The sequence below is a fragment of the Nostoc piscinale CENA21 genome, assembly GCF_001298445.1.
GTDB lineage: Bacteria > Cyanobacteriota > Cyanobacteriia > Cyanobacteriales > Nostocaceae > Nostoc_B > Nostoc_B piscinale_A.
Genome location: NZ_CP012036.1, coordinates 3,168,014 through 3,193,911 on the forward strand (window position 1 = coordinate 3,168,014; position 25,898 = coordinate 3,193,911).

Consider the following 25,898-nt stretch of genomic DNA (forward strand, 5'->3'; position numbering starts at 1 on the left):
CTTAATTTACCCTGTCATTTTAGGGCAATCTTCACTGTTGTTTAATTTAACTTAACAAGTCACTATGTAATAGATTAGCTTTTGCTGGGGGCGATGCTCTAGTACTAAAGAAACAAATACAAAGAGTCGATTAGATTGAAGAAGGCAGGAGGCAGATAAGAGAAATATTCAAAACCTTCGCTCGTCCAAGACTGCTAAATCTCAGATTGTAGCGGGGGACTTAAACTCAAATGGGCGAAGCAAACAGGCTTTACATTTGATTAAAAGTCTTCCTTTCTGCCTCACCCGAAGGGCAGTTTTCTCGCTATTCCCTGGCCTCTAGCCCCTAAGCTCTGCTATCTCACACTTATGATGAAATCAAGTTGGAATTTCAAATCTGGCGATATTCTTAGTTTAGCGGTACTGCTGTTAGGAGCATTCATTGTCTTACTACCGCTGTTTGTCGTGTTTTTCACTTCTTTTGCACCCCCTGGCGCGACTCCAGATATCACGATGCCGCGAAATTGGTCGTTAGATAATTACAATGATGCGTGGCAGCGTGGGAAGTTCCTCTTAGCTTTTGCTAATTCTACTTTAGTAGCGATCGCAGTCACCGCATTTCAGCTAATCACCTCTGCTTTGGCTGGTTACGCCTTGGCAAGATTGAAATTTCGTGGCAAACAAGCATTGCTGTTAGTGGTTTTAGCAACCTTAGTAATTCCTTTTCAGCTGTTGGTTATACCTATATTCTTGGTGTTGAAGTGGGGACACTTAATTAATACCTATGGGGCGCTGATTTTACCCACGGCTGTCAATGGTTTTGGCATATTTCTTTTACGCCAATATTTTCAGACAATTCCTGTAGAACTAGAAGAAGCAGCCATCATCGACGGGGCAAACAGGTTACAAATTTTATGGCGGGTGTTATTACCTTTAGCCCGTCCGGCTTTGGTGACGTTGTTTTTGTTCACCTTTATTGCGGAATGGAATGATTTGTTTAAACCTTTGGTATTTACCACGCGCCCAGAATTAAGAACCGTACAGTTGGCATTAGCCGAGTTTCAAGAGCAATTTACCAACAACTGGCCTTTGATGATGGCGGCAGTAACCATTGCAACGGTACCAGTGATGGCACTATTTTTAATTGGTCAACGTCAATTTATTCGGGGAATTGCCACAACGGGAATCAAGAATTGATGCGGACAGAGTGCTGAGTGCTGAGTAAGCTAATCGTCAGTTTAACGTCACTGCGATTATTGCAACTTTTTTTAGATATCAAATACTCTCCCTTGTCTCCCTTGTCCTTTTATTCCTATCTCAAATAGGACTGCTAAATCAGCAAAGGGGGTTAGTCTATGTCTTGCCAAAAATCTTTGCCAATACTTTTGGGCTTCGGCTTGGGTGCAGTTTTGCTGTTACCAATTTCTCCTGTATTAGCAGAAATCGCTGCTGTTCCGTTACCTTCAGATGCGCCATTGGAACTAGATTTATTAACAAAACCCAACAGTAATGTAATTACAGCTAACACCATTAACCCACAAGGACTAACAACTCCGAGTTTATGGTTAGCGCAAGCTAATTCCGAAAATAAGTTGTTGGATAATTGGATAGCTTATCCTGCTACGGCAAACACACCTGGTAGAGTAGATGTCATTGTTAATCAACAAGTTTGGAGCATACTAGATTATCTAGAACGCTACAGTTTTGTAAATCGCCTCGGCAATGTTGCCAGAAAGGATGTTTATAATTTACGGGTGTTTAATTATCAACAAGAACTTTTAGGGAGTTATACCTGTAATTTTCAAACCAGCCCAATATCATGCCGCATTCAAATTAATTCTTTAAATAGATTAGTATTGCAGCAATCGTCTGAGTGATAGGTGAGAGTGTTAGTAGTATTTTTAGGTTAATTCACCTAAAATCCTCTTTCCTTCTGCCTCCTGCCTTTTCCCAACTACTTAATTAACTTGTCTTGATTTTGGTAAACAGAGAGTCATACTGTTTTTCTGTTGATGTTGAAAATGGGAGCAAAAATTCACTTTTCGGAAAAATTTGCTGATTTGTTTGTAATAAACCGCGTATTGGTTCTGCAATATTAGTAATTGTAATATCAGAAATAATTGGGGAATTGGTTCTTGTTTTGGTAGTGATTTGTTTGGCGATTTCTTGTTGCAAACAAAAATCAATCCATTTGGATGAGATTTCGTTTTTGTTGGCTTTAGTGGGGCGTACCCATAAATCTGCCCAAATGGCTGTTCCAGATTTGGGGATGACTACATTAAGTTGGGGATAACGTGACAAGATTGGTAATATATCACTTGACCAACCAACGGCTAACCAAGTGTCTCCTGTAATTAAAGGTTCGAGGTAGTTGTTAGAACTGTAAAATTTTACTTGTTGGTTTAAGGTTTGCAGTTCTTTTTCCAGGTTGGGTACGGTGTCGAGATTTTCTGTGTTGTAAGATTGTCCGAGTTTTTTCAAGACTAGACCGATTACTTCTCTAGGATTATCTAGTAAAGAAATTTGCGATCGCAACCCATCCCGCCATAAATCACTCCAGTTTTGGGGTTGCCAGCCTAATTCTCGAAATTTCTGGCGATCGTATACAATTACTGTACTACCCCAACGATAAGGCGCAGCCCAGACTTTTCCTTGAGGATCTAAGTTTCCTTGATCATTGCGAGTTACTAATTGTCGCCATCTTTCATCCAAATTAGACCAAGATTTTAATTGTTGGACTTCTGCTGCTTCTAGGGGTTGAATTAATTTTTGTTCAATGGCACTTTTTAGCCAGTAATCTCCCAAACTTACCAAGTCTACTACATTAGTTGTTTGCGAATTAATAAATGGAACCCAGCGCATCCAATTTTGTTTATCGTTGGTTTTTGGTGATTCTTGCCAACGTTGCAATTGTTGATATAAATTTTGAATTTGCTCAACTGGAGAAAATTTTAACTTTGGCTTTGGCTGCAAAAATTTGCTAAATTGATCAACTACTTGAGCAGGAATAGAGTTTTTCAATAAGTGAACGCTGAGTTTGGTTTGGTTTTTATTTTCACAACCCACCAGCAGTTGCGACAGTGCCAATCCACTTATACTGAGTAAAAATGAGCGTCGATCCATTGATTTTGGATATGTAAACTTAGATTCTAGACTATTGTCTTACAATTTTCCCCACTCCCTATTTTCAAGATAGCTGAAGGAGGCGGGAGGACAAAGGCAGGAGGGAACGCCATAAATAAATTACCATTCGACTGCGTTCATCTACGGTTAACTATTTTTTCTTGTACACCAGAGAGTTGAGACTACTAATTTACCCACATTATTCCCAAAATAAATGCCTCCCAGTCATGGAGGCAAAGCGTAAAGCATCCTAATGTTTCTGGTGAAACAATAACATAGACGGTTTGAAGTTAAATGAGGGCAGTCACCCTTCACTAAAGGGTGTAGGGGTGTACTTCGACTGCGCTCGGTAACCAGGATGTAGGGATGAAAAACCTTTACACCCAGTCCTAACAGGTAATCTTTTGTGTTCCTTTCATTTAGGGAAAAATTTTGGCTAAGAAAGTGATGATTTCTGACCAAGCGGAGGTAGCTGCAACAGCGTCGTAGCGATAACCATCATCTCGCATAAATGTATGTTCGGCTTCGTATAAAAATACTTGATGAGGTATATTGGCTTCTGTAATTGCTTTAATTAATGTATGGCGATCGCTTTCGGGAATGTGAGGGTCAAGAGTACCAAGTATCAGCAGTAATTCGCCTGTAATTTCACTCACTCTCTGAATCGTATCTGCTATTCCTTGACCAAGTTTGCCACTAGAGATACCAGTCGGGTAACAGCAGACAGCAGCTTTGATTTCAGGTTGGAAGGCGGCGCGAAAAGATAAATGTCCGCCGATGCAAAAGCCAAGGGTACCAATTTTATCGGGGTTAACCGCAGCGTCGGCTTTGAGAAAATCAATCACAGCCCGACAATCTGCATCATACTCTGCGATCGCCGTTCTGCGTGCATCATCATTACCCCGCATTCTCCCCAAATCATCTGGCTCAATGACTGCACCAATGGGTTCAATGCGATGAAAAATTTCGGGTGCGGCGACAACATAACCAAACCCTGCTAGGTAGTTGACTAAGCGAATCATCGGACTACCTAATTGATAAATATCACTGTAAAACAAAATGCCTGGGTAAGTTCCGGCTGGCTTGGGAGAGGCGACATACACCCGCATTAAGCTATCATCAACCCTTAACTCGACATTGCGCTTAGTGATTTGCACTTGTTTGGCTCCCAGTCATAATTGTTTTGATTAGCTTTTACAGCATGAGGTAGTGATATCGGGATTGTAGAGCTAACCCATCACTACGGAAATAAAGATACATTTAAAACTGGGTAAAAATGAAGTTCCAAGAGTGAACGTTGAAGTTCGGAAGGCGAAGTTTCAGGCTTTTTGCTCAAAGGTTGGTGTTCGGAAGGCGAAGTTTCAGGCTTTTTACTCGAAGGTTGGTGTTCGGAAGACGAAGTTTCAACCTTTTTGCTCGAAGGTTGGTGTTCGGAAGGCAAAATTTCAGCCTTTTTGCTCGAAGGTTGGTGTTCTGAGGGTGAAAGTTGAGGTTTTGAGGTGGAAGTGTCAGGAAATTTTTTGCGTTGGGTGTTGTGGAATGGGAGATTTTTTCGCGCAGAGGCGCAGAGGCGCGGAGAGGAATAAGAGAGTTTTGGATTTTTTGACAACGGCTTTGCAAAAAGTGCTGAAGACGGCATGATTTATTTCTTAGCTAAACCTACGTGCGTGTGAGTTGACTGTGAAAAAGTTATTCAGTGCGATTAATGCTGCGGGTATGTGTCTTACACCTTGGATGATAGCAGGTGCAATGACAACGGGGTTATTGTTAAGTATGCCAGTCGCAGGCATAGCGCAACAGCAAACTCCTGCATATTCAGCCGAGGAGCAAGCAGCTTTACAGGAAGCGGATGAACTAAATGAACAGGTAGTCAAGTTATACCAACAAGGTAAATATATTACTGCTACTCCCTTAGCAGAACGCGCATTGGCTATTAGAGAGAAGGTGCTGGGAAAAGAGCATCTCGATGTCGCCACTAGCTTGAATGATTTGGCTGAACTGTATCGCGAACAAGGGAAATATCAACAAGCCGAACCTCTGTATTATCGCTCCCTGTCTATCTTAGAAAAGCTACTGGGTAACTCACATCCCTTTGTTGCCCAAAGCTTGAATAATTTGGCACTACTGTACCAAACTCAGGGTAATTATCAACAGGCGGAACCTTTGTATCTCCGCTCTCTAGCTATTAGAGAAAAAATACTAGGTAAAGTTCATCCCAATGTTGCTCAAAGTTTGAATAATTTGGCAATACTGTACCAAGCACAAGGGAAATATCAACAGGCGGAACCTTTGTATCTCCGTTCCCTGGCTATCTATGAGAAGGTACTGGGAAAAGTTCATCCTTTTGTTGCCACTAACTTAAATAATTTGGCACTACTGTATCAAACGCAGGGGAATTATCAACAGGCAGAACCTTTGTATCTCCGCTCTCTAGCTATTAGAGAAAAAGTACTGGGTAAAGTTCATCCCGATGTTGCCCAAAGTTTGAATAATTTGGCAATACTGTACCAAGCACAAGGGAAATATCAACAGGCGGAACCTTTGTATCTCCGTTCCTTGGCTATCTATGAGAAGGTACTGGGAAAAGTTCATCCTCTTGTTGCCACTAACTTAAATAATTTAGCTACTGTTTATAAGGAACAAGGGAATTATCAACAGGCAGAACCTTTGTATCTCCGCTCCTTGGCTATTAGAGAAAAACTATTGGGAAATGTTCATCCTGATGTTGCCCAAAGCTTGAACAATTTGGCAGAACTGTATCGAGTACAAGGAAATTATCAAAAAGCAGAACCTCTTTATGTTCGCTCTCTTGCTATTCATGAGAAGGTACTGAGTAAAGTTCATCCTCTTGTCGGCACTAGCTTGAACAATTTAGCTTTACTGTATGAAGCTCAAGATAATATCAACCGTGCTACAGATTTCTTTCGTCGTGCGCTAGAAGTTCATACCCAAAATCTGAATTTGATTTTTGCTGTTGGCTCAGAACAGAGAAAACAAAGCTACGTGAAGATTTTTTCTAGTACGACGGATATTATCGTTTCTCGTTCCCTACAACAAGCCCCCAAAAATTCAGCCGCCGCATCTTTAGCTTTAACTACTGTACTCCGTCGCAAAGGGCTGGTGTTAGATGCCGTAGCTGACAGCATCCAAATACTACGCTCTAAACTCAACAGCAGCCCCGAAACTCAAAAATTATTCACTCAATGGCTGCAAGTACAGCAGCAACTCTCCGCATTAATATACTCCCAGTCAGAAAAACAAACCACTAACCCGAAAGCTCAACTAGAACAACTGGAAGCACAAAGAGAAAAATTAGAAGCCGCAATTAGTAGTAAAAGTGCTGAGTTCCGTCAGCAAACCCAACCAGTAGAATTAACTGCCATTCAAGCCAAAATCCCCCAAGATGCAGCCTTGGTAGAAATTGTGCAGTATCGACCATTCAACACCAAAGCCAAAACAGAGGCTCAGAATTTCGGTAAACCGCGTTATGCGGCGGCGGTATTACGCTTTAAAGGTGAGCCGAAGTGGGTTGATTTAGGTGAAGCGGCAGAAATTGATAAGTTAGCCATTGATTTTCGTGCAGCGTTAGCCACAGGAAGACCATATAAAAAACTCGCCCGTACTTTAGATGAGAAATTAATCGCACCCATTCGTCCTTTATTGGGTGATGCAAATCATATTTTAATCTCGCCTGATGGGCAATTAACATTAATTCCCTTTGAAGTATTAAAGGATGAGCAAGATAAATTTCTGATTCAACGTTATGCTTTTTCTTATCTCACCAGTGGAAGGGATTTGTTGCATTTTCAATCAAATGTTAACAATGCTTCTGCGCCTGTGGTATTGGCAGATATTGACTACAACAACCAAACACAAACTGTAGCTTCTGCTAAAACAACTAATGTCCGAGGTACTGAAAATCGCCGTTCTGGTGAATTAGCTACTTTGGAATTTCCACCATTAGAGAATACTAAAGAGGAAGCAGCAGCGATTAAAAAAGTTTTACCAAATGCTAAGTTACTGTTAGGTAAAGATGCAACGGAAACGGCTGTTAAACAATTACATAGTCCCAGCATTTTACATTTGGCGACTCACGGTTTCTTCATCGCTGATGTTGAACAAAATTTCAACGCCTCAGCAGATTTTGAATTAACACCACGTCAACCGAAGATTCTAGAAGTAGAAAACCCGTTATTGCGTTCGGGGTTGGCGTTGGCTGGTGCAAACAAACGCAATCAAGTTAAAAAAGGTAGTGATGATGGTGTGTTGACGGCGTTGGAGGTAGCTGGTTTAGATTTGCGTTCTAATCAATTAGTTGTGCTTTCGGCTTGCGAAACTGGTAAAGGTGATGTGAAAGTAGGCGATGGGGTTTATGGTTTGCGTCGGGCTTTAGTAATTGCTGGTTCACAAACTCAAGTTTTGAGTCTGTGGCTGGTGGATGATGCGGCGACGAAGGAATTGATGGTGAAGTATTACCAGAATTTACAAGCTGGGAAGGGGAGACATGAAGCTTTGCGGGCTGCACAGTTGGATTTGCTCAATAGTCAAGAGTATAGCGAACCGCAATTTTGGGCGGCGTTTGTTCCTTCTGGTAATTGGACTCCGTTGAATGGGAAGTAGGAAAAATCTCTCTTAAACTCTCATTTCTTTGCGCTCTTTGCGTCCTTTGTGGTTCGTTTTCTTAATCTTCACGCAGAGACGCAGAGGCGCAGAGAGAAAAAAGAGAACTTACAAAAGAATATTGACAAAGTTAACCGTGTATGGTTCCTCTAAAGATTGCTGGGTGCTGGCTTTGACGGCGGCTAAATAGCGACGCAAAGCAGACAATTGCTGGGAGTTGGGACGATAGCTGAGATTACCTTGTTTTTCAAACAATGGTGCAGATGCGATCGCCTGATAATCTAAATTCTGGGATGAGTTTAGGGTTAGCCATGCTGACTCCGGTGGTGCGGGAATCAAACCGGCTGGTAATTCTCCTTCTAAAAATGCCAATAATCTCTGCTGACAAATACTTGTGTTAATTCCTCGTCCCTCAAACAACTGAAGCACTTCGTTAAATGATAAACTCCGCTCTGGCAGTAGGCGCAGCAATTCGGTAAACAGAAAATAATCGGTGTACTGTTGTCTTGGTTCTTCTAAAATCTGGGAATGCAAGGGTAACATCGCTAAACCTAATGCAACTCGGCTGCAATTTGGTGCGCCATTCTCCCCTAAATAAGAGTCTTGAATAATCTTGGCGTTGGGGAGTTTTTGCCGTAGCCAATGATAAACAACTCCTAATGATGCAACTCCACCAGTCAACACGGCTTGATTAATGTCTTCTGTGGGAATACCCCGCGCTACGAGTAATTTATTCAATTCCCGGTTCAGGCGGCGCACAAAGGGGACAAACACTTGACTTTCTAAGTCTCGCCGTTGCAATGTCCACTGTTGATCTGCTAGTTCTAAGGTGAAGTTTTCTTGATGTTGCAAAATTAACTTCAAAGCCAAGGCCGCTTCGAGGGCAGCTTGTCCTAAAACTGAACTTTCCAATCGTTGCTGTAACCGAATCCGCACGCCAATATCAGGCTCTCCCGCCCTTGGTAAATCAAATTTGTCTAACCCCAAACTTTGCCACTGCATTTTGTCAACATTGGCAAAGGCTGGTTGCCAATGCCAAGGATTACTAGTATTTTTTTGACCATTAACTTGGTTGTTCTTCCGTGATTCTCGGTATTTTGCTGGAATGAGTAACTGACAAATAATATCTTGTTCTATGCCTTTGCTGGCGTAGGGAAAACTGTGCAGCATGAAATCTGTGTGCGCTAGTTGCAGCAGATTTGCTGGGATATCAACCAAAGCCATTTCGCTGGCGGTTGCGCCAATATTAATTACCAAAGTATTGCCTAGCAGTGGTTCTGTGGTTTCGACCGGACGTAAACCACTGCGATCGCTCACTTGAATGAGTTGGCTGTCACTTTTATCAAATAAACTAATTAAACTAGCGATCGCTTCTTCCACAAAAAAGACTTGCTGGGGATGTTGGACAATTTTGCTCGTCAGCAAAGCTTCCCGCACATTAAATCTATATTGTTCTGACCAACTCGCGGAGCAAGTACAAATCACTCCAGCGATTTTACTCATAATGGTGTGGAAAGTCGGCTGATTAATTCCCACCGCCATAGCGATTAGACCTTGTGTGGTACTCTGGCGATCGGATTTGAGGGTTAATAGTAATTTAGAAAGCGATCGTACCACCCAAATTAATGGCCCTGCCGAAAATTCATTGAATTGCAGTACAGGTTCCCATTTTTGCTCTTCACTCTTGTAAGGCACAGCTATTTGTAAATAAGGCTTTAACTGTGCAGAACATTGGCTACTCTTCACATTACTGCCACCTTTCGCCACGGAAGCATTCGGCAGATAAACTTCCGCAGGTAAACGAAATGAATGTTGAAAAGCAGTCGCACCAGGAATATTTTCGGCTGACCAATATATTGGGTATACCACCGACTGAGTGCGATTTAACAAAGCCGCAGAAATTCCGGTTGTGCCTAAATCAATACCTAAATACCAAACCGAGTTATGCACATCTACCGGAATTTCTATCTGAGTTGGGGAACCGGAACCCGATGTGTCTTCCTTTTTTTTTTCATTGACAGGAGAGAAGTTTAAATCAACTTCGGTTTGTGGCGATGATATGGGTGCAACTGGCGCTACAGCCGGACGGGAAAAAGCCACATTTGGCGTATGGTCTAGGGTTTGTGCATTGGGTAAGGTGACATTTGGCGGTTCTTCTATATCTGCCAAAGTGTAGACATCGGCTAACTGATAGTTGAGTAACTCATCAAAGTTGGCTAAATCTTGATTTAATTGCTGCAACTGTTCTTCATTCAAAGAAATATCCGGTATGCTTCCCGACTGCATCATCTCTGATGCAAGCAAATTCTCCTGGGGAGAAGCCGCGATATATCTATCGGACGCATTCTCCAGCTCTTCCGTCTCCGATGTCACTTGCACATCAGGAGTAGGTTCAGGTTCATCTAAAGTCGATGCAATTTCCGCAGGCGACAAACCAGGCCATAAATTCTCTTCACTACTAACATCCGCAAACAGTTCCGTTAAAGAAGTAATTGTATCAGTATGTTCTGGCTGCACAGGAATATTTTCCCGCATTGCCGGAGAATAGCTGAGTGTAGTATTAGAAAACTCCGGTTCTTGTTCAAAAAATAACTTTTGTTGAAAATCTGGGGATAAATCAATAAATGGCGGCGAATGACTGGCTGTGTTTTGCGGTGGTAAATGATTTGCTTCTAACAAGCCTGCATCTGACTGAGTAAATATCGACTCTGGTAAGCCGATATTTTCCTCAAATAACGGTGCGACTGCGGTGTCGCTAGGATTTAAGTTAGCAGTCTCTTCTGTAACATTCGTGAACGATGTTTCTGGTTCTACGGGAGGAATGTTTGTAGAAGTATCGGGTGTTGGTTCTGTGGGAGTTGGTGCAACACTTGGTTGAGTTACAGAACTGATATGAAATAAACTGGCGTAAAGTTGATCTACCTCATCATTCAACTCTAGAGTTGGTGGCGACAAATCACTAAACATTCCAGAGATTTCTGGTGGTGGTGTTGCGGCTTCTGGTGTTGGTAAAAGTGTCGGCGCAGTTAATGGTTGTGGGGAGTCATCCGCCAATGTTTCTAAATCTTCCAACCCCTCCAGTTCTAGAGGAGTAGTAGCATCCATTCCTTGGGAAATGCTACCAGTTAATTCCAGTAGCATCGCATCCAAATCATTAGCCACCACATCTGCTGTAAACTCTACTTCCGGCTGGGGTAATTCTAGTGATGGGTTGGCTACTTCAGTATTGGTAATCACTACTGGTTGAGCAGTTTCTACAGTAGCAGTTTCTAAGGGAGTTGGAAATGGCGATCGCGGCGGTGCTACTGATGTTTCTTTAACTACTGTCGTCGCTGGAATATTATTAATCTGTTGCTGCAATTGCTGAGTCCAATTATTCAGGAAACTCACCAGCAACTGTTCGCCTTGCAAGCCTGTACTGTGCATTCTCGCCAGAGCTTGCGATAAAGACTCTTGGTAAGTATTAATATTGCGCTGGAGGGCATCAAACACAACATTTACTGTACCATCCAGTGACAGTAAACGTTGGTCTAATTTCGTGGCAAACTGATTTAACTGTTCTAACTGCGCCGATGAATCTAATGTAGGTGTACTTGTAGCCGGGGTTAGTTCTATACTGTTGTACTGAGTAGGATTAGCAGCACGAAAATCATGGGCAGATGTTGAGTTAATATGTGGTGCGATCGTGGGGACAAGGCGACTCATCAACACCTGTAAAAATTCGCCAATAATTTGCTCTTGATTGGCTAACTGCTGACTTAAAGAATAATTTTGCAGCCGTTTCTGCTCTAATTGCCGAATTTCTTGCATCAAAGTCGAGCGTTCTTGCAACAGCGCCGTTAATTCTGCTTGCAGTGGTTGAATTAATGTCGCCAATTCACTTTTTAGCTGGCTACTCAGTCCAATATTTTCTGCTGACTCAGATGGATATAACTCTACTGAAGATTGGTGATTAACTTGTTCTGCAAACTTCGCCAACAAAGGTGACTGTTGTACCTGTCCCGTTAGCTGGGGAATATTACCCTGCAAAGCCTCCGCTGCTTGCAAATTCACCAGAAAATTACGAACCCTCTCTAAAACCTCTCTGGCTTCTGGCGCTTGACCAGACAGCAACTTCGGCAGTCGCTTACCATTGTTAGTGAGTAAGTTATCAATATCTGCGATCAGTTTTTGAATTTCATCAGCGCGGGAAGTCACTTTAGAATTACCTTAGCTAGAACTGGATTTTTAACTTGGGTGAGAAATTGACGCTTATCAAAGTTAATAACGGTAGCAACTGCCCTTCAGACTTCTGATGGCAATTTATGATAACTGGGCATCATAGTAATTAGCTTGTGTGCTAATTGAAGTACCAGGATACAAAAATATTTACCAATTGTCAGCCAAATAAGTTGACTAGGTACTTTGTTTGACCTTTTACCATACAGGCGATGTTACAGTCTCTGGGACTTCACAATTAAAAACATAAAAAAAATGCAACAAATCAGCCAGGAGTCCGAACCCAATAAGCAAATTGCCTCCACTTTACATCCACAAGCGCCATTAATCTAGCTAAGGAGTCTAGGAATGGCAAGTTAACTAGAACACAAATCAACTCACTCCCAAGAGAGCCTGTAGAAATTGGGTGTAGGGACGAAAGGGTATAGGGGTGTCAGGGTTTTGGATACATAAACCCCTGATAACCTTGCCCAAACCCTTAATTTTTCGCCTCATCTAACCCCTACACCCTCACACCCATATACCCCTGATCTCCAGATAACTGAAACTATCCGAAAATTTTGCGTTAGCAAAAATTAACTAGTTTGAGTATCATTAATGTGGTTTGCCTATATTTTTAAGTAAATATTTTTGCAATGCAGCTAGAGTTTTCAAAATTATCCCAGAGGCACTTAGACATTACTTGCAAAAGTTTTGCTTTATTTAAACTGTGTCAGTAAGACTGTTCTGAAAATGCTTTTGTTGTAATTTTGTTTACATGGCTGAAGTCTGTATTTTAAAAAGTATTGGCATTGATGGCTTAGGCTGCGATCAGCTTTTTTATTTGTTTTGTGTGTAACACCTTTAATGAAGATGCCGTAATGGGAGACAGATATAGCTTGCAAGAAGAACCTTTTCACCCGTGGATCAGAACGGCTCCCTTTTTTCAAGGGTTGCCAGAATCTGTTGTTGAACCAGCCCTTATCCATCTTGTGACGCGGACACACCCAGCAAATCAAGTGATTTTGTTGGAAAATGACTGGGGTGGTTCTGTATATTTTATATTTGAAGGTTGGGTAAAAATTCGTACTTATAATTTGGAGGGTAAAGAAGTAACTCTCAATATTTTAGGTAAAGGCGAATTATTTGGCGAAATGGCGGCTTTAGATGAAGTGCCTCGTTCTACCGATGTAATTACCCTCACCACTACTGTTATTGGTAGTTTGCCGGCTCAAGATTTTGTCAAGTTACTCCAAATCGAACCATTAGCAGGTGTAAGATTATCCAAGTTGATGGCTAGGCGTTTGCGCCAAGTCAACCGTCGTTTGCGGCTGAGAGAATCTGATAGTCAATCGCGGGTAGCTGATACTTTGTTATTCTTAGCTGAAGGTCAGGGAAAACGAGCGCAAACAGGAACAGAAATTCCGAATCTACCTCATCGAGAATTAAGTAGTTTAAGTGGGTTGGCGCGAGAAACAGTGACAAGAGTCTTAACTAGGTTAGAAAAGAAAGGGCTAATTCAACGGGATCAAGAAACTATTTGTATTCCTGATGTGTCAGCCCTGGAAAGATTGATTGTATAAAAAATTTTCAAAATGAGTATTATAGATTCTCTGCCCGATGAGCCAGAGGAAAGCTTATCTTCTGTGTCTTTACCACCTAACCCAGAGGAGTTACCCCAAAACCACAGCCAATTACACCCTCCCCAACTCAAAGCCGCAGCACCTTTACGGATGGTAGAAACAGCATTTTTAGCCAGTACTGCCAGTTTAATTTGGTTTATTAATTTTTATTTTCCTTTGGGGCCAGTCTTGCGGATATTTTTTCCTGTACCGATCGCTCTAGTTTACCTGCGTTGGGGACACAGAGCATCATGGATGGCGGCTGTTACTTCTGGCTTGTTGTTATCGGTGCTGATGGGGCCTGTTCGCAGTCTATTATTTGTCATACCTTTTGCGCTCATGGGCGTACTGTTAGGCGCAACTTGGCATCGTCGAGTTCCTTGGATTGTGTCTATCACTTTAGCTACGTTATTAGGCACTTTGGGCTTCTTTTTTCGGATGTGGTTGCTGTCTGTCTTATCCGGGGAAGATTTATGGATTTACTTAATTAATCAAGTTACAGAAATTACTGAATGGATATTTCTCAAACTCGGATTGTTAAACAGTCCCAGCGTATTTTTGATTCAAATCGGGGCTTTAGCCTTGGTGGTTATTAATAACTTTATTTATTTATTTGTTGTACATCTGGCTGCATGGCTACTACTAGATCGTTTGGGCAATCCTATTCCCCGTCCGCCACGCTGGGTACAAGTCATGATGGATTATGAAGGGTAGAGAAGGCAGGAGGCAGAAGGCAGGAGGCAGGAGGCAGGAGTTTTTCACTATTTACTCTTGACTTTTGACACTTGACTCTTAATTTATGATTCGGATTTATACTCAAATAGAACAAGGTAAAACCTGGATTGCTAAATATAGTGGTTGTTTACCTGTGTTTGCCTGTGTTTTAGGTTTTACAGAAACTGCTTTAATTCCAGGAATTTCGGCGGCTGGACGCACGCCAGAAGACCGCAAGTATACGGCTTGTGCAGATGCCGAATTTTTATACTATGGTGCTGGACATAAGCCGCAGTATTCTTTACCACCACTGACGGCGGGAGCATCGCCTGTGTTAATTTCTCGCGCTGTGGTGGAAGGACTTAAAATACCTGTGCGTTTGTTTAATGCGGGATTATCTTTGTTTCCGGCTGTACCAGCTATTGATTTGGGTGGTGCGCCTGCTCGGTGTTTAAGTACGGGTCAGGCGATGGAATTAGCCACAGTCAAACACTTGCTAGAACAAGGGCTGATTTGGGGCGATCGCTTGGCGGCTGAAGTTGGACAAAGTTACGTCATTTTGAGTGAATGTGTTGTTGGCGGAACAACAACCGCTTTAGCTGTACTCACTGCGTTAGGTATCGATGCAACGGGTAAAGTTAACAGCAGTCACCCAATTTGTAACCATCAACAAAAATGGCAAGTTGTCCAATCTGGCTTACAACACATTCCTGATGATGCTGATCCGTTAAAAATTGTGGCAGCTGTGGGTGATCCGATGCAAGTGGTATTGGCAGGAATGGCGATCGCAGCTAGTCGTCGTTGTGGAGTAATACTAGCAGGCGGAACACAAATGCTGGCAGTTTACGCTTTAACTACAGCAATTTCCCAAGCACATAACTTATTTTGGCAACCTGCTGAAGTAATTGTCGGTACAACTCGTTGGGTAGCCGAAGACCCCACGGGCGGGACTGTGGATTTAGCCCTCAGCTTAGATAAAAGCAGCAAACATCCAGGTACAATCCCACCCTTACTATCAACACAGCTAAATTTTGCTAATTCTCGTTATCCACAACTCCAAGTTTATGAACAGGGTTTTGTTAAAGAAGGAGTAGGCGCTGGAGCCGCCTGTATAGCAGCTTATCTTTACCAAAATTGGCAACAATCTCAACTTTTAGCAGCTATTGAAGACCAATTCCAACGGCTGAGTCTTTCAAGATTGCATGGGTTATAAAGTTTTTCTATCGAATAACAACTGATCAGCCGGAAATAATATCAGTAATCAACATACAAATTACTGCATAAAATTTAAATTTTTAAACTAAAAAAATTGAGTTCTTCAGTTGTTTCCCACAAAATTACTGATAACTTGTTGTCCATTACTTAATTGTTCTATATTTCTGGTAATAATTCTTTCTTGCTCTTTTAACCCAAAAATAATTTCTACTTTGCTATCTTTTACTTTGCCTGTTTTCACCCAGCGCAATTGAGCAATGTTATTTACACCAACTACATAGACTCCTTGTAACTGACCTCTTTTCCATAAAGCACTCTGAGGAATTGTAATTGCTGAGTGACTTTCATTAGGTAGTTCCACTCGTCCAATCATTCTTGGCATTAAATTTGCGGTATTTTTCAAGGCTATTTTGACAGTAAAACTAGGGCTGTTGGGATTTGCTGAAAGAATAATTTGATTTATCTGTCCTCGTACAGAACGGTTGAGAGTATCTAGATGCACTTCTACTTCATCTTTTTGTTTTACCACAGACATCATTGATTTTGGTACAACAACACTAAAGCGCAGGCGATCGCTACTTTCTAATGTTACTAAAGGTTGTCCAAAACTCGCTATTGCACCTACTTCTATATGTTTCTTTGTGACGACTCCAGCAAATGGTGCTGTAACAATGCTGTGGTTTAAGTGAGCGATCGTTGGCTTTACTTCTGCTTGTACTTGCTGAACTTGAGAACGCGCCTGTTCTACTCTTGTTCGTGCTTGTTGGACTTGGAAACTTGCCTGTTTGACGGCAGCTTTGGCTTGCTCAATGTCCCGCTTGGCTTGTTCAATCCCAGCTTGTGTCTGTTGAATGCGAGATTCAACTAATGCTAACTGTGTATTGGCTGTATCTAGTTGTAATTGACTAACTGCACCAGCTTTTTGCAACATAGCCATACGTTCTTGATTTAACCGGGCTTCTCCTAGTTGTGCTTGTGCTTCCTGTAATTTGGTTTCGGCTTCCTGGTAATGCGCCTCTGCGTGGTTGAGTTGTGCTTGTGCCTGAGTTTTGTTTGCTAGGGCTTGAGTTTCGGCGACAGTGGCAACTGTTACACTTGCTTGGACTTGGGAAATCACAGCCGATGTGTGATTGCGTTGCGCCTCAATATCTCTAACATCGATAATCGCAATGATTTGACCTGCTTTAACTCTGTCGCCTTGTTGGACTGGCAAAGTTTTAATTTGTCCCATAACGCGGCTGGTAATAGTAACGGTTTCTACCGCTTCCAAAGCACCATTCAAGGAGGTTCTACCCAGACTGAATGCTTTCTTGGTCAGCGTCGTTTCTACTTCTATAGGTTTGATAGTGCTAGTTATAGTACCAGTAGATTCCGCAGAATTAGAAAAAAAGGATAACACGATAGCTCGCAAGCCTGTGATTGCTAAAAGGGCTGCTAAAAAAAACATCTCGTATTTCATTCGCTTACCTTTGCTGTGGTACTAACCCAAGACAAATTAAAACGATTATTTATTAAGGATTTCTTTCAGAGCGCGTAGTCAGAAGAGTAAACATTGCGCTCTGTTTAGTTACAAAATTTCTAGCCCACCACGGTAGATTGTGTATTAAGGTCTTTGCGTTCTGCAAATTAGTATCAAACCCTACCTAGTTTTCTGATGTGGGAAAAATCCTGGAGTGCAGAAAATTTAATCGTCATTAATTTGAATAGTTTCACCGTTGGCACGAGTAATACTCAGAGCTTTGAACTCATTGTCGTCATAGTTGCCAACTACGGTGATTTTTTCTCCTACAGCCAGGTTAATGGGTTGCCCCAACTGAGGTTCTGCTTCAACGATGATTTGTCCCTTACCATCGTTGAGAATGAACTCATCATCTAAAAGCTTAGTAACTTGGCCGGAAATAGTAGTAACACGAGCGTTAGGGAAATTCTCAACTTGGTTGGGTGTTTTCTGCGCTCCTACCTGAAACGGAATTAGCAACGTAAACAAAGCAGTTAGGACGATACTGGGTGTTGGATTGAAATTCATTAGTTAAATCCTCCAATCTGATGTGTAATTGACGCTTACTTTCAGATTGCCGGATAAAAGTAACAAGAAAGTAACAGTAAGGTTTTAAATCTGGAAAATCTATTGCTCGTTATGGTGACGATTGAGGTGTGAATGGTAGAGTAATTTGAAATGTAGAGCCTTCACCCAAACGGCTGACTGCTCTGATTTCTCCCCCATGTGCCTGAACAATCTGTTGTACGATCGCTAATCCTAACCCAAAGCCACCTGTATGGCGCGATCGCACACTATCTACTCGATAAAATCGCTCAAATATATGCGGTAAATCTGCCTCTGGAATCCCAATACCGCTATCCTGGACTTCAATTATCACCCAGCGAGATACAAGAACAACTCGTAAATGAACTTTACCTCCAGACGGCGTGTATCGGCAGGCATTATTGAGAAGATTTGTAATTGCTTGCCGCATTAAATCTGGATTGATTCTCAACATGACCAATTGTTGAGGAAATTCGCTGGTGAATTCTAAATTTTTTGCCTTGGCTGAGTCAGCATATTCTTCTACTAATGTTTCAAGCCAGCTAACCAAATGGACAAGCTTAAGTGCCTCTGGCTTTAACTTTCCTTCATTCCGAGCTAAGAATAATAAATTGCTAATCAGCATTCCCATAGATTCCGCAAGTTGGTCTATATTTTCTAGGGAACTTTGTTGTTGACTAGGGTCGATTGGTTCGAGCAAACCAAACTGAGCATAATTGCGAATTGCTTGAAGCGGTGTGCGTAGCTCATGGGAAGCATCGGCCGTAAAACGTTGTAATTGCTCGTAGGATTGGCGAATTGGCTGCATGGCCATCCCACCAAGAAACCAACCAGTCAAACCAATTACACTTAAGGCAATGGGTACACCTACTATTAAAAACAGTCTCAGCGACCATAAAGTTTCTTCAACAGGCGTTAGAGAAGCTGCTATTTCCAGATAGCCGATTAATTGTTTATCCTGAAAAACAGGAACTGTTAATTGACGCAGCAGTTTACTGTGACCAATACTGCTAGAAACGCGATCGCCCTCTTGGTATGCTTTTTGTGTAGCATCATCTAACTTAATTGTTTGAAACCCTAGTTGATTATTTAACTGCTCTGACGGAATGACACCAAAAAACTCTAGTAGTTGCTTTTTGGGAGTGTACCAACGAGCATAAATAATTTTGTTGTTAAAAGGTAAAGCTTCACCGCCCAAGATCGGAACATCTTCAAGACTAATGCGTTGCTGTTCTTGGTAACGTCCATCTTCAACGCCAGCCGCCATCAGCTGACTTGTATTGTAAAGTTCTTGGTCAAATGCCCGCAATTGGTCTTTAGCTTCTAAAAAGTAAAGTATTGCTGCGAATAACACTAAAATACTCCCCATCGAGAGCGTAAACCAGCGAGCTAGATTACGCCGACTACGACTAAACATTTTAGGAATTAGCGATCGCATGATTCAGGGGCAACTAATCGATATCCTATCCCGTAAACAGTCTGTAGCCAATCTTCTGCTTTCACCAACTGTAAGCGTTGCCGTAGTCGATGCACTAACATCGTGATTGCTTTACTATCTGGTTGTCTATTCCACTCCCAAAGTGCTTGTTCGATTTGATCGTGAGTTAGTACTTGCTGAGGATGTCGCAAAAAGTATTCCAGTAGTTGAAATTCTCGACCTGATAGCTGGACTGTAATTTCCTGGCGTTTTAAGGTGAGAGTGTTGAGATGAAGTTGTAAGTCGGCTAACTCTAGTTTGTCACCTTGCCAAAGTGGCGCTCTGCGTCCTAATGCTCTGACTCGTGCCAACAATTCCAGTAAACTAAACGGTTTCACTAGATAATCATCTGCGCCAACATCTAAAGCAGATACTTTATCCAAAATTGCATCCTTAGCTGTGAGAATCAGTACTGGAGAGGTTTTTCCGGCTTGACGATACTGTTGACACAGACTAATACCGCTAATCTTAGGTAACATCCAATCTAAAATTAATAAGTCATAATCTGTCTGTTGCATCAACCACAAAGCTGTTTCGCCATCTTCAGCCGCATCTACAATATGTCCGACTTTCAAGAGCGCACCCTGTAGTGGTTGTAACTGAGTGATATCATCCTCTACAACTAAGATTCTCATTCATCACGTCGCTGTACTTCCTTTTTATTTTCCTATGATTAATTCATCATCAAACTTTGCTGTATTATGGCTAGAAATCGCTGGCTAAAATTACTCAATAGTTTAGGACTAGAGTTTTGGCTGCCAATTCCTTTAATCGGACTGTTTTTTTGGTTGAGTACAGGTTTGCTAACGCATCAAGTATTGAGCTATACCTATGGCACAACTGCTCAAATCCACGCCGACTCAAAACATCAAATTCAGTTTTCTGTTTCCGTGGCTGTCATGTCTATTGAAGCGTTAATTCAACGTCAAGAAAAGTTGACTGAAGTCAAAGTTTACACTGCTGATTCAGTGTTAAAGCAAATGGAATTTGAGTTTCCTGTGACTGAATTCGCTCAAGTTGATGCCGCGATCGCTCAAGCTGTAGGACTACCAATCACAGCAATTAAACAGTTAATACGTTATCGCCTTGAAAACTAATACTAAATACTACCTCTAGTATTCCTACTCCCTACTCCCTACCTATGCAGATAATTTCAGTAATCAAAACGGATTCCTATAGATACTTAATATAAACACAAAAATACCGGACTTAACAAGTTCCGGTAAATCTTTGGGAATATCTACTAATGAGCCATTAATGAATTCTTTCGCGGAGTAATTGTTCTTCTAATGCCGCAATTCGATTATAAGCTGCGGTTAATTGCGCTGTTAGTCTTTGTATTTGAATTTCTGGTGTTAAAATCTTATCCCCGCCTTGACGATTCATATCTATATAAGCGCCATCTGTCAGAACATCCTTGTGTTCTAGTTCTTGATTAAAACTAATTTGTCCTTTGAACTGATAGGGAAAAGTCTCGCTATTTTCTTGATAGTTATCTTTTACAGATGTTTTAGCCAAGGAGCACTCTGTGAAAGCCTGAGCAACTTTAATATCTAGCTGCTCAATTACCTGGTAGAGGGCATCCAGTTTATGGCTCAAAGTTAGAATCTGGTTTTGTAATGGCTCCATCTAATACCCTCGTCAGTATATTTCCTCCATGTTATTCAATTTACTGGCAATGTTAAACATACTTATGAATTATTTAATTATTCCAATAATCTGTCGAAATGATATACCTAAGTCATTAATTATCAATCTTTCTCCAAAAAATTGGAAGTGAATACCATTACTAATGTTAAAAAATGTAAACTTGAGCTAACTTATTTTTAGAAAATTTTGAAATCTTAAAAATTAAAAAACTATTTACGAATAACTGAAACGATAAAAGCTACATTAGTCTGGTTTGTTTTAGAAATTATCTGTACAGCCTGAGAGTAAGGATTAGGGAGTCGAGAATAGGAAAAAGTGTTTTGTGGATGTACTATATTTTTCAGAAATCAAAGTATCATTTATGCTTATATTATTATTTTTATCTAGTTCTCTCATAATTGATATTTTCTTGACAATTGTTTTTTAAATTTTGATTTGAATCTGATTGTGGGATGGGCTTCTAGCTTATCTATTGCAGGCCTTTCTTCCCAAACCCCAAACAAGCTACTCCACTAAACCATTTCACGTTAAAATGGTCAGGCGATCGCACCTCAGAATTCAGACTTCAAAAAGTTTTTCCCAGTCAGGAATAGCCTCGCGTTGAGCAATTAATAATTCTTGAATACCTTTTTCGGCAAAATCTAATAGTTGATTTAACTGAGTGCGAGTAAAACTACCTTCTTCTGCTGTTCCTTGAACTTCAATGATTCCCAGACAATTATCCATGACGACGTTGAAATCTACTGTAGCGGCTACGTCTTCTGGGTAATTTAAATCTAGATATGGTTTACCTTCCAATAAGCCTACAGAAACGGCTGCGACTTGTCCACATAAAGGCGATCGCTCTAACACCCCGCGCTGTAATAATTGCGAAATGGCCTGTGCTAAAGCCACAAAACCACCTGTAATGGCTGTGGTTCTGGTTCCTGCATCTGCTTGCAATACATCAGCATCTACAGTGATGGTACGTTCTCCTAAAGCCTCAAAATCTAGAGTTGCTCTTAAGCTGCGTCCAATTAACCGTTGAATTTCTTGCGTCCTTCCCGACAATTTCAACCATTCCCTTTCCTGGCGTTGCTGGGTGGCGGCGGGTAACATTCGGTACTCAGCCGTTAACCAACCTTTGCCACTTCCCGTTAAAAACCTTGGTACTCCCTCAGTCACACTGACATTACAAAGTACCTGAGTATCCCCGCATCTAGCTAAAACTGAACCAGGTGCAAAGCGAGTAAAGCCAGACTGAAAGCTTACAGGGCGGAGTTCGTAAGGTTGTCTGCCATCGGGACGCTGCCATGCCATTGGATTTGCCTCAAGATTTTCCTATTAGGATACTGTGTGAAGTGTGAAGTCTGAAATTTGCAATCTGAAATTTTATCTTTTGACTCAAAACTCACACTTTGACTCCTGTCGACTTCTCCTGGCGGAGACGCTGCGCGAACGCTCGCTACAAGTCGCTCAGTATAAAAAACTCAGCACTTAACATTCAGCACTCAACAGCAAATTCAGAATATTCTGTTCGACCATATCAGGTATTTGATCGCCGTTGATGGTTAACAGACGGCGGCGACGGTCGTAATATTCTAGGATGGGGATAGTGCGATCGTAAAAAAAGTTCTACGCGGCGCTGGACGATTTCTGGTTGGTCATCTGGTAGAGAACGCCCCAAAGAACGGCTGACCATGACGGCTTGCGGGACTTGTAAATAAATTGCCCAGTCTAGTTTCTGCTCTAAAGTATCCAATAAAAAATCTAATTCTTCTGATTGAAAGGCTGTGCGGGGATAACCTTCTAATATCCAACCACAAATAACATCAGGCTTTGTCAGGCGCAGCCGCATTAATTCAATCATCATTTCATCGGGAACTAACTCGCCTCTGGCTACGTAGGGTTGTGCATGGCGACCGAGTTCGCTATAGTTAGCGATCGCTTCCCGTAAAATTTCACCCGTAGAAATCTGAGGTATATCAAAGTGTCTGCCCAGCCTTTGCGCTTGAGTGCTTTTACCTGATCCTGAACCTCCCAGAATCACTAATTTCACTTGACTTCACTCCTCATCTGGTAAAATTCACAACATTCTACTCTGTTTTTTCCAAATTCAGAGTTCTGATGAGACTCGGCTAATTTCATTCATGGCTCCAAATTTTGCGATCGTGTTGCGACTAGTGTCATCCAAAAAACGAAAATGTCAATATCTCATCTGTAAACCTTGACCTGAGAACAAAGCTAGTACAATAAGGCAAAAGTAAAAAGTGAGCCATTGCGGTGGACGGGTTTCCCGGCATAAAGCAAATGGCGAACCCGAAGGGTTAAAAGGCAAGAGACAAGTCGTTATTAGTTTTTGCCTATTACAGACAAATTTGTTATAAATAGCTGCAAAAATTCTCGCATTTTGTGTAATTTTATAAATTTTCCTTATGGTTGCCCAGTTAGAATCTTTTAGCACCAATTCGACAATTTCTTTGCCAAATCCAGTAGAAGGGCTTGTGCAGGTTTTCACCAGTTCTCACCGTAACTTTTTCACCACCGTTATGGCGCAAGCCTTAAGAATTGCTGGTCAAGGCACATCTGTATTAGTAGTACAGTTTCTCAAAGGCGGTATTGGTCAAGGACAGGACAAACCAATTCAGTTAGGGCAGAATCTTGACTGGATACGCTGTGATTTGCCTCGCTGTATCGATACACCACAACTAGACGAAGCCGAAAACCAAGCTTTACAAAAATTATGGCAACACACTCAAAATGTCGTCTACGAAGGTAAATATTCCCTGGTAGTTTTAGATGAGTTAAGTTTAGCCATCAACTTTGGTTTGATTCCCGAAGCCGATGTTTTAGCTTTCTTAGCAAAACGTCCGCCCCACATCGATATAATTCTCACAGGCCCAGAAATGCCCAAATCCCTGTTAGATGTCGCCGACCAAATTACCGAAATTCGCCGGAGCGATCGCCCCTAAACAAAGGGCATAGATTATTAGTCGCAAATCACGGTATCTTAGTAATCTTGTTTGTTTGAATTACTTGTGATCTTGTGATTAAGAACGATATCTGGATTACTGAAATGGCTCAAAAAGGAATGATTTCGCCCTTTGAGCCAAGTTTAATTCGTCAATGCAACGAATTTCCTGTCATTTCTTTTGGACTTAGCAGTTTTGGCTATGATATTAGACTTTCACCAGAAGATTTCCGAATCTTTAGGCATATTCCAGGCACAGTCGTTGACCCTAAAAACTTTAATCCTGAAAATTTAGTGCCAACAAAACTTCATAAAGACACTAATGGCAGTTATTTTATACTTCCGGCACATTCTTATGGCCTTGGTGTTGCTCTTGAAAGATTGGAAATACCAGATAATATTACAGTAATTTGTATAGGTAAAAGTACTTACGCAAGATGTGGTATAATTGCAAACGTAACGCCTGCTGAAGCGGCTTGGCGCGGTTACTTAACACTAGAATTATCTAACGCTTCCAGTGCTGACTGTCGAATTTATGCCAATGAAGGAATAGTACAGTTAATGTTTTTGGAAGGTGAACCCTGTAGTGTGAGTTACCAAGCACGTCGAGGTAAATACCAAGATCAGCCAGACGTGGTAACTCTTGCCAAGGTTTAAAATTATAAAGGCAAAAAGTTAAGTTATCTGATTGAATATTCAATTGCTAAAGTCAAGGTTATTCAAAAGATGTCGATACTTACAGATACAGATTTGAAAAAGATATTATGTTATGACGAAGCACAATGGAATGATACTAAAACACTCTTAATTCAAGATGGATCAGATGATTGCATAACACCTATGGGCTATGATTTAAGAGTAGGAGGCTTTTATAAAACATTTATTGCTAAACCTAACTTAGACGTTTTATCAGAAGGTAAATCAATAGCAATTAAACCTGGAGATATAGCTTTAATAGGTACTTACGAAAAACTAAGAATGCCCAAAGATGGTTCAATCTCTGCCTTAATATTGTCAAGGGTATCCCAAGTTTCCAGGGGGTTATCTAATATATCTACTAAGGTTGATCCAGGTTGGGCAGAAGGAGAATTATTGATACCAATACAAATAATTTTTTCGCGTGATGTCATTAAACTTAACTATACAAGATTTTGTACCATTGTATTTTTTTAAAAATGAATCACCAGCATCTTTGTATAATTCAAGCTCAAGTCGTTCCAAATTCTTTAGACTATTATCTCAGACTAGCCGTGAATCTTTCTTTAAAGACCTTCAACTAGTATTATTATCGACAGCTATTATAGGAATAGCTGGTGTTATTGGTTATTACAAGTTTGGTAATTCTACAGGATTTGGAGTAACTGTAACAATAGGTATAGCGGTAGAAAGATTTGTATCAGTAATAGCGTCAAGAATGATAGGAAGACGTTAATGACCTACTAGTAATTTCGCAGCTTTTTCGTAGAAATTAAAGTCTCGTTATCATAGAGGCGATCGCACATTACACTCAATCGGACTTGTAAGGTGTCTGGTAATGACCATCTCCTTAGAACAATTTAACCAATCTTCTCTGGTGTTTCAGCAGTATGATGCAACTTGGCAGGACTATGAGGCAGTACGAGATAACCCGGATATTGATTGGCGTAAAATTGCATTTCATCAGGGATGGTTATGGGTTGATATGGGAACAGAAGGACTAGGACATTCTTCTTTTAGCGATTTGATGACGGCAGTTTTCTTTGTTTGGGCGTTCCTACACCCAGAGATGGTATTGCAATCCTACGGACGCTGTTTAATTGAAAAGCCCGAAACCCACGCCTGTGCGCCAGATTTAGTATTGTACAAAGGTCAAGATATTCCGAAATGGCAACCAGGTGAACCACGTCGGATTATTCTTGACCGTCATCGTCTACCTGATTTAGTAGGAGAAATTGCTGATACCACTTTAGGAATTGATTTGGATGAGCAAAAGCAACTTTACGCTAGTTTAGGAATTTCAGAATACTGGGTAATTGATGTTAAAGGAATGCGATTGTTTGCATTTGGTTTAACAGCAACAGGTATCTATCAAGCTATCGAAGTTTCTCAGGTATTGACTGGTTTACCCATCGCCCTTGTAGAACAAACACTGGAGAGATTAGCTCAAGAAACTAATACCGCAGCCGCTAATTGGTTGATGCAGCAATTACAAACAAAATAAGTGTAAAGAAAGTTAGAATAGACAATTTTTCCCTACCTATATTCACATCTTGTAGCAAGCAATTGAAGTCGCAGCCACACGGACAAAACCCTTGATTTGATCTTAGT

At 41.2% G+C, this 25,898-nt stretch carries 21 protein-coding genes and 1 pseudogene; 11 read left to right on the forward strand and 11 right to left on the reverse strand.

The genetic code is table 11. From position 1 onward, the window contains the following. Positions 1-348 precede the first annotated feature (348 nt). Both ACX27_RS13725 and ACX27_RS13730 read left to right on the forward strand, forming a co-directional pair. Complete coding sequence (locus tag ACX27_RS13725) at positions 349-1,176, forward strand: carbohydrate ABC transporter permease (RefSeq protein WP_062293285.1); 828 nt, start codon at positions 349-351, stop codon at positions 1,174-1,176. Positions 1,177-1,334: 158 nt separating this feature from the next. Next, a complete protein-coding gene (locus tag ACX27_RS13730; protein WP_062293289.1) occupies positions 1,335-1,856 on the forward strand; it encodes a hypothetical protein in 522 nt (173 codons plus the stop codon). 85 nt (positions 1,857-1,941) lie between these two features. Here ACX27_RS13730 and ACX27_RS13735 read toward each other — a convergent pair whose 3' ends face one another. From ACX27_RS13735 to ACX27_RS31715, 3 genes are all read right to left on the reverse strand, one after another. Continuing rightward, positions 1,942-3,102, reverse strand: a complete 1,161-nt coding sequence (locus ACX27_RS13735; protein WP_062293292.1) for an extracellular solute-binding protein — start codon at positions 3,100-3,102, stop codon at positions 1,942-1,944. A gap of 419 nt (positions 3,103-3,521) precedes the next feature. Next, positions 3,522-4,259 carry a dienelactone hydrolase family protein gene (locus ACX27_RS13740; protein ID WP_062293295.1) on the reverse strand — a complete coding sequence of 246 codons (738 nt, stop codon included), beginning with the start codon at positions 4,257-4,259 and terminating at the stop codon, positions 3,522-3,524. Positions 4,260-4,342: 83 nt separating this feature from the next. Then, positions 4,343-4,741, reverse strand: a complete 399-nt coding sequence (locus ACX27_RS31715; RefSeq protein WP_144427455.1) for an RING finger protein — start codon at positions 4,739-4,741, stop codon at positions 4,343-4,345. Between the two features lie 41 nt (positions 4,742-4,782). Here ACX27_RS31715 and ACX27_RS13750 point away from each other — a divergent pair, with 41 nt between their 5' ends. Then, positions 4,783-7,722: a CHAT domain-containing tetratricopeptide repeat protein gene (locus ACX27_RS13750; RefSeq protein WP_235526631.1), complete on the forward strand. Its 2,940-nt coding sequence runs from the start codon at positions 4,783-4,785 to the stop codon at positions 7,720-7,722. A gap of 108 nt (positions 7,723-7,830) precedes the next feature. Here ACX27_RS13750 and ACX27_RS13755 read toward each other — a convergent pair whose 3' ends face one another. Further along, on the reverse strand, positions 7,831-11,919 hold the full coding sequence (locus ACX27_RS13755; protein WP_062293299.1) for a hypothetical protein: 4,089 nt from the start codon (positions 11,917-11,919) through the stop codon (positions 7,831-7,833). Between the two features lie 881 nt (positions 11,920-12,800). Here ACX27_RS13755 and ACX27_RS13760 point away from each other — a divergent pair. From ACX27_RS13760 to cobT, 3 genes are all read left to right on the forward strand, one after another. Continuing rightward, positions 12,801-13,502 (forward strand): Crp/Fnr family transcriptional regulator, encoded by a 702-nt coding sequence (locus ACX27_RS13760; RefSeq protein WP_062293301.1) that lies wholly within the window; start codon positions 12,801-12,803, stop codon positions 13,500-13,502. 12 nt (positions 13,503-13,514) lie between these two features. Then, entirely contained in the window at positions 13,515-14,255 is a 741-nt protein-coding gene (locus tag ACX27_RS13765) for a DUF2232 domain-containing protein (protein WP_062293304.1), read from the forward strand. Positions 14,256-14,340: 85 nt separating this feature from the next. After that, positions 14,341-15,468, forward strand: coding sequence for a nicotinate mononucleotide-dependent phosphoribosyltransferase CobT (gene cobT / locus ACX27_RS13770; RefSeq protein WP_062293307.1), 1,128 nt, complete (start codon positions 14,341-14,343; stop codon positions 15,466-15,468). Between the two features lie 105 nt (positions 15,469-15,573). Here cobT and ACX27_RS13775 read toward each other — a convergent pair whose 3' ends face one another. From ACX27_RS13775 to ACX27_RS13790, 4 genes are all read right to left on the reverse strand, one after another. Beyond that, positions 15,574-16,929 (reverse strand): efflux RND transporter periplasmic adaptor subunit, encoded by a 1,356-nt coding sequence (locus ACX27_RS13775; protein WP_083468739.1) that lies wholly within the window; start codon positions 16,927-16,929, stop codon positions 15,574-15,576. Between the two features lie 225 nt (positions 16,930-17,154). Then, positions 17,155-17,496 (reverse strand): hypothetical protein, encoded by a 342-nt coding sequence (locus tag ACX27_RS13780; protein ID WP_062293315.1) that lies wholly within the window; start codon positions 17,494-17,496, stop codon positions 17,155-17,157. Positions 17,497-17,605: 109 nt separating this feature from the next. Further along, positions 17,606-18,931 carry a sensor histidine kinase gene (locus tag ACX27_RS13785; protein WP_062293319.1) on the reverse strand — a complete coding sequence of 442 codons (1,326 nt, stop codon included), beginning with the start codon at positions 18,929-18,931 and terminating at the stop codon, positions 17,606-17,608. Between the two features lie 8 nt (positions 18,932-18,939). Beyond that, a complete protein-coding gene (locus ACX27_RS13790) occupies positions 18,940-19,626 on the reverse strand; it encodes a response regulator transcription factor (protein ID WP_062293322.1) in 687 nt (228 codons plus the stop codon). 66 nt (positions 19,627-19,692) lie between these two features. On the opposite strand from ACX27_RS13790, the gene ACX27_RS13795 reads away from it, so the two are divergent. Then, positions 19,693-20,088, forward strand: a complete 396-nt coding sequence (locus ACX27_RS13795; protein ID WP_062293325.1) for a hypothetical protein — start codon at positions 19,693-19,695, stop codon at positions 20,086-20,088. A gap of 157 nt (positions 20,089-20,245) precedes the next feature. Here the strand turns inward: ACX27_RS13795 and ACX27_RS13800 are convergent, their stop codons facing one another. From ACX27_RS13800 to ACX27_RS13810, 3 genes and pseudogenes are all read right to left on the reverse strand, one after another. Next, positions 20,246-20,620, reverse strand: a complete 375-nt coding sequence (locus ACX27_RS13800) for a hypothetical protein (RefSeq protein ID WP_062293328.1) — start codon at positions 20,618-20,620, stop codon at positions 20,246-20,248. Between the two features lie 579 nt (positions 20,621-21,199). Then, on the reverse strand, positions 21,200-21,940 hold the full coding sequence (gene rph, locus ACX27_RS13805) for a ribonuclease PH (protein ID WP_062293331.1): 741 nt from the start codon (positions 21,938-21,940) through the stop codon (positions 21,200-21,202). Between the two features lie 177 nt (positions 21,941-22,117). Next, positions 22,118-22,679 (reverse strand): annotated as a pseudogene (locus ACX27_RS13810) (adenylate kinase family protein). A 376-nt stretch (positions 22,680-23,055) separates the two neighbouring features. On the opposite strand from ACX27_RS13810, the gene ACX27_RS13815 reads away from it, so the two are divergent. The 4 genes from ACX27_RS13815 to ACX27_RS13830 all read left to right on the forward strand — a co-directional run bounded on the left by ACX27_RS13815 (position 23,056) and on the right by ACX27_RS13830 (position 25,791). After that, complete coding sequence (locus ACX27_RS13815) at positions 23,056-23,592, forward strand: P-loop NTPase family protein (protein ID WP_062293334.1); 537 nt, start codon at positions 23,056-23,058, stop codon at positions 23,590-23,592. Between the two features lie 104 nt (positions 23,593-23,696). Further along, positions 23,697-24,248, forward strand: a complete 552-nt coding sequence (gene dcd / locus ACX27_RS13820) for a dCTP deaminase (RefSeq protein WP_241270786.1) — start codon at positions 23,697-23,699, stop codon at positions 24,246-24,248. A 69-nt stretch (positions 24,249-24,317) separates the two neighbouring features. Further along, positions 24,318-24,764 carry a dCTP deaminase domain-containing protein gene (locus tag ACX27_RS13825; RefSeq protein ID WP_062293340.1) on the forward strand — a complete coding sequence of 149 codons (447 nt, stop codon included), beginning with the start codon at positions 24,318-24,320 and terminating at the stop codon, positions 24,762-24,764. A gap of 361 nt (positions 24,765-25,125) precedes the next feature. Next, on the forward strand, positions 25,126-25,791 hold the full coding sequence (locus ACX27_RS13830; RefSeq protein WP_062293342.1) for a Uma2 family endonuclease: 666 nt from the start codon (positions 25,126-25,128) through the stop codon (positions 25,789-25,791). The last annotated feature ends 107 nt before the right edge of the window (positions 25,792-25,898 follow it).

Bases quoted from the DNA above. Each gene is read 5' to 3' on its own strand.
- ACX27_RS13725 (WP_062293285.1), top strand. From the start codon at position 349: ATGATGAAATCAAGTTGGAATTTCAAATCTGGCGATATTCTTAGTTTA.
- ACX27_RS13730 (WP_062293289.1), top strand. From the start codon at position 1,335: ATGTCTTGCCAAAAATCTTTGCCAATACTTTTGGGCTTCGGCTTGGGT.
- ACX27_RS13735 (WP_062293292.1), bottom strand. From the start codon at position 3,102: ATGGATCGACGCTCATTTTTACTCAGTATAAGTGGATTGGCACTGTCG.
- ACX27_RS31715 (WP_144427455.1), bottom strand. From the start codon at position 4,741: ATGCCGTCTTCAGCACTTTTTGCAAAGCCGTTGTCAAAAAATCCAAAA.
- ACX27_RS13760 (WP_062293301.1), top strand. From the start codon at position 12,801: ATGGGAGACAGATATAGCTTGCAAGAAGAACCTTTTCACCCGTGGATC.
- ACX27_RS13765 (WP_062293304.1), top strand. From the start codon at position 13,515: ATGAGTATTATAGATTCTCTGCCCGATGAGCCAGAGGAAAGCTTATCT.
- cobT (WP_062293307.1), top strand. From the start codon at position 14,341: ATGATTCGGATTTATACTCAAATAGAACAAGGTAAAACCTGGATTGCT.
- ACX27_RS13775 (WP_083468739.1), bottom strand. From the start codon at position 16,929: ATGAAATACGAGATGTTTTTTTTAGCAGCCCTTTTAGCAATCACAGGC.
- ACX27_RS13780 (WP_062293315.1), bottom strand. From the start codon at position 17,496: ATGAATTTCAATCCAACACCCAGTATCGTCCTAACTGCTTTGTTTACG.
- ACX27_RS13785 (WP_062293319.1), bottom strand. From the start codon at position 18,931: ATGTTTAGTCGTAGTCGGCGTAATCTAGCTCGCTGGTTTACGCTCTCG.
- ACX27_RS13790 (WP_062293322.1), bottom strand. From the start codon at position 19,626: ATGAGAATCTTAGTTGTAGAGGATGATATCACTCAGTTACAACCACTA.
- ACX27_RS13795 (WP_062293325.1), top strand. From the start codon at position 19,693: ATGGCTAGAAATCGCTGGCTAAAATTACTCAATAGTTTAGGACTAGAG.
- ACX27_RS13800 (WP_062293328.1), bottom strand. From the start codon at position 20,620: ATGGAGCCATTACAAAACCAGATTCTAACTTTGAGCCATAAACTGGAT.
- rph (WP_062293331.1), bottom strand. From the start codon at position 21,940: ATGGCATGGCAGCGTCCCGATGGCAGACAACCTTACGAACTCCGCCCT.
- ACX27_RS13815 (WP_062293334.1), top strand. From the start codon at position 23,056: ATGGTTGCCCAGTTAGAATCTTTTAGCACCAATTCGACAATTTCTTTG.
- dcd (WP_241270786.1), top strand. From the start codon at position 23,697: ATGGCTCAAAAAGGAATGATTTCGCCCTTTGAGCCAAGTTTAATTCGT.
- ACX27_RS13825 (WP_062293340.1), top strand. From the start codon at position 24,318: ATGTCGATACTTACAGATACAGATTTGAAAAAGATATTATGTTATGAC.
- ACX27_RS13830 (WP_062293342.1), top strand. From the start codon at position 25,126: ATGACCATCTCCTTAGAACAATTTAACCAATCTTCTCTGGTGTTTCAG.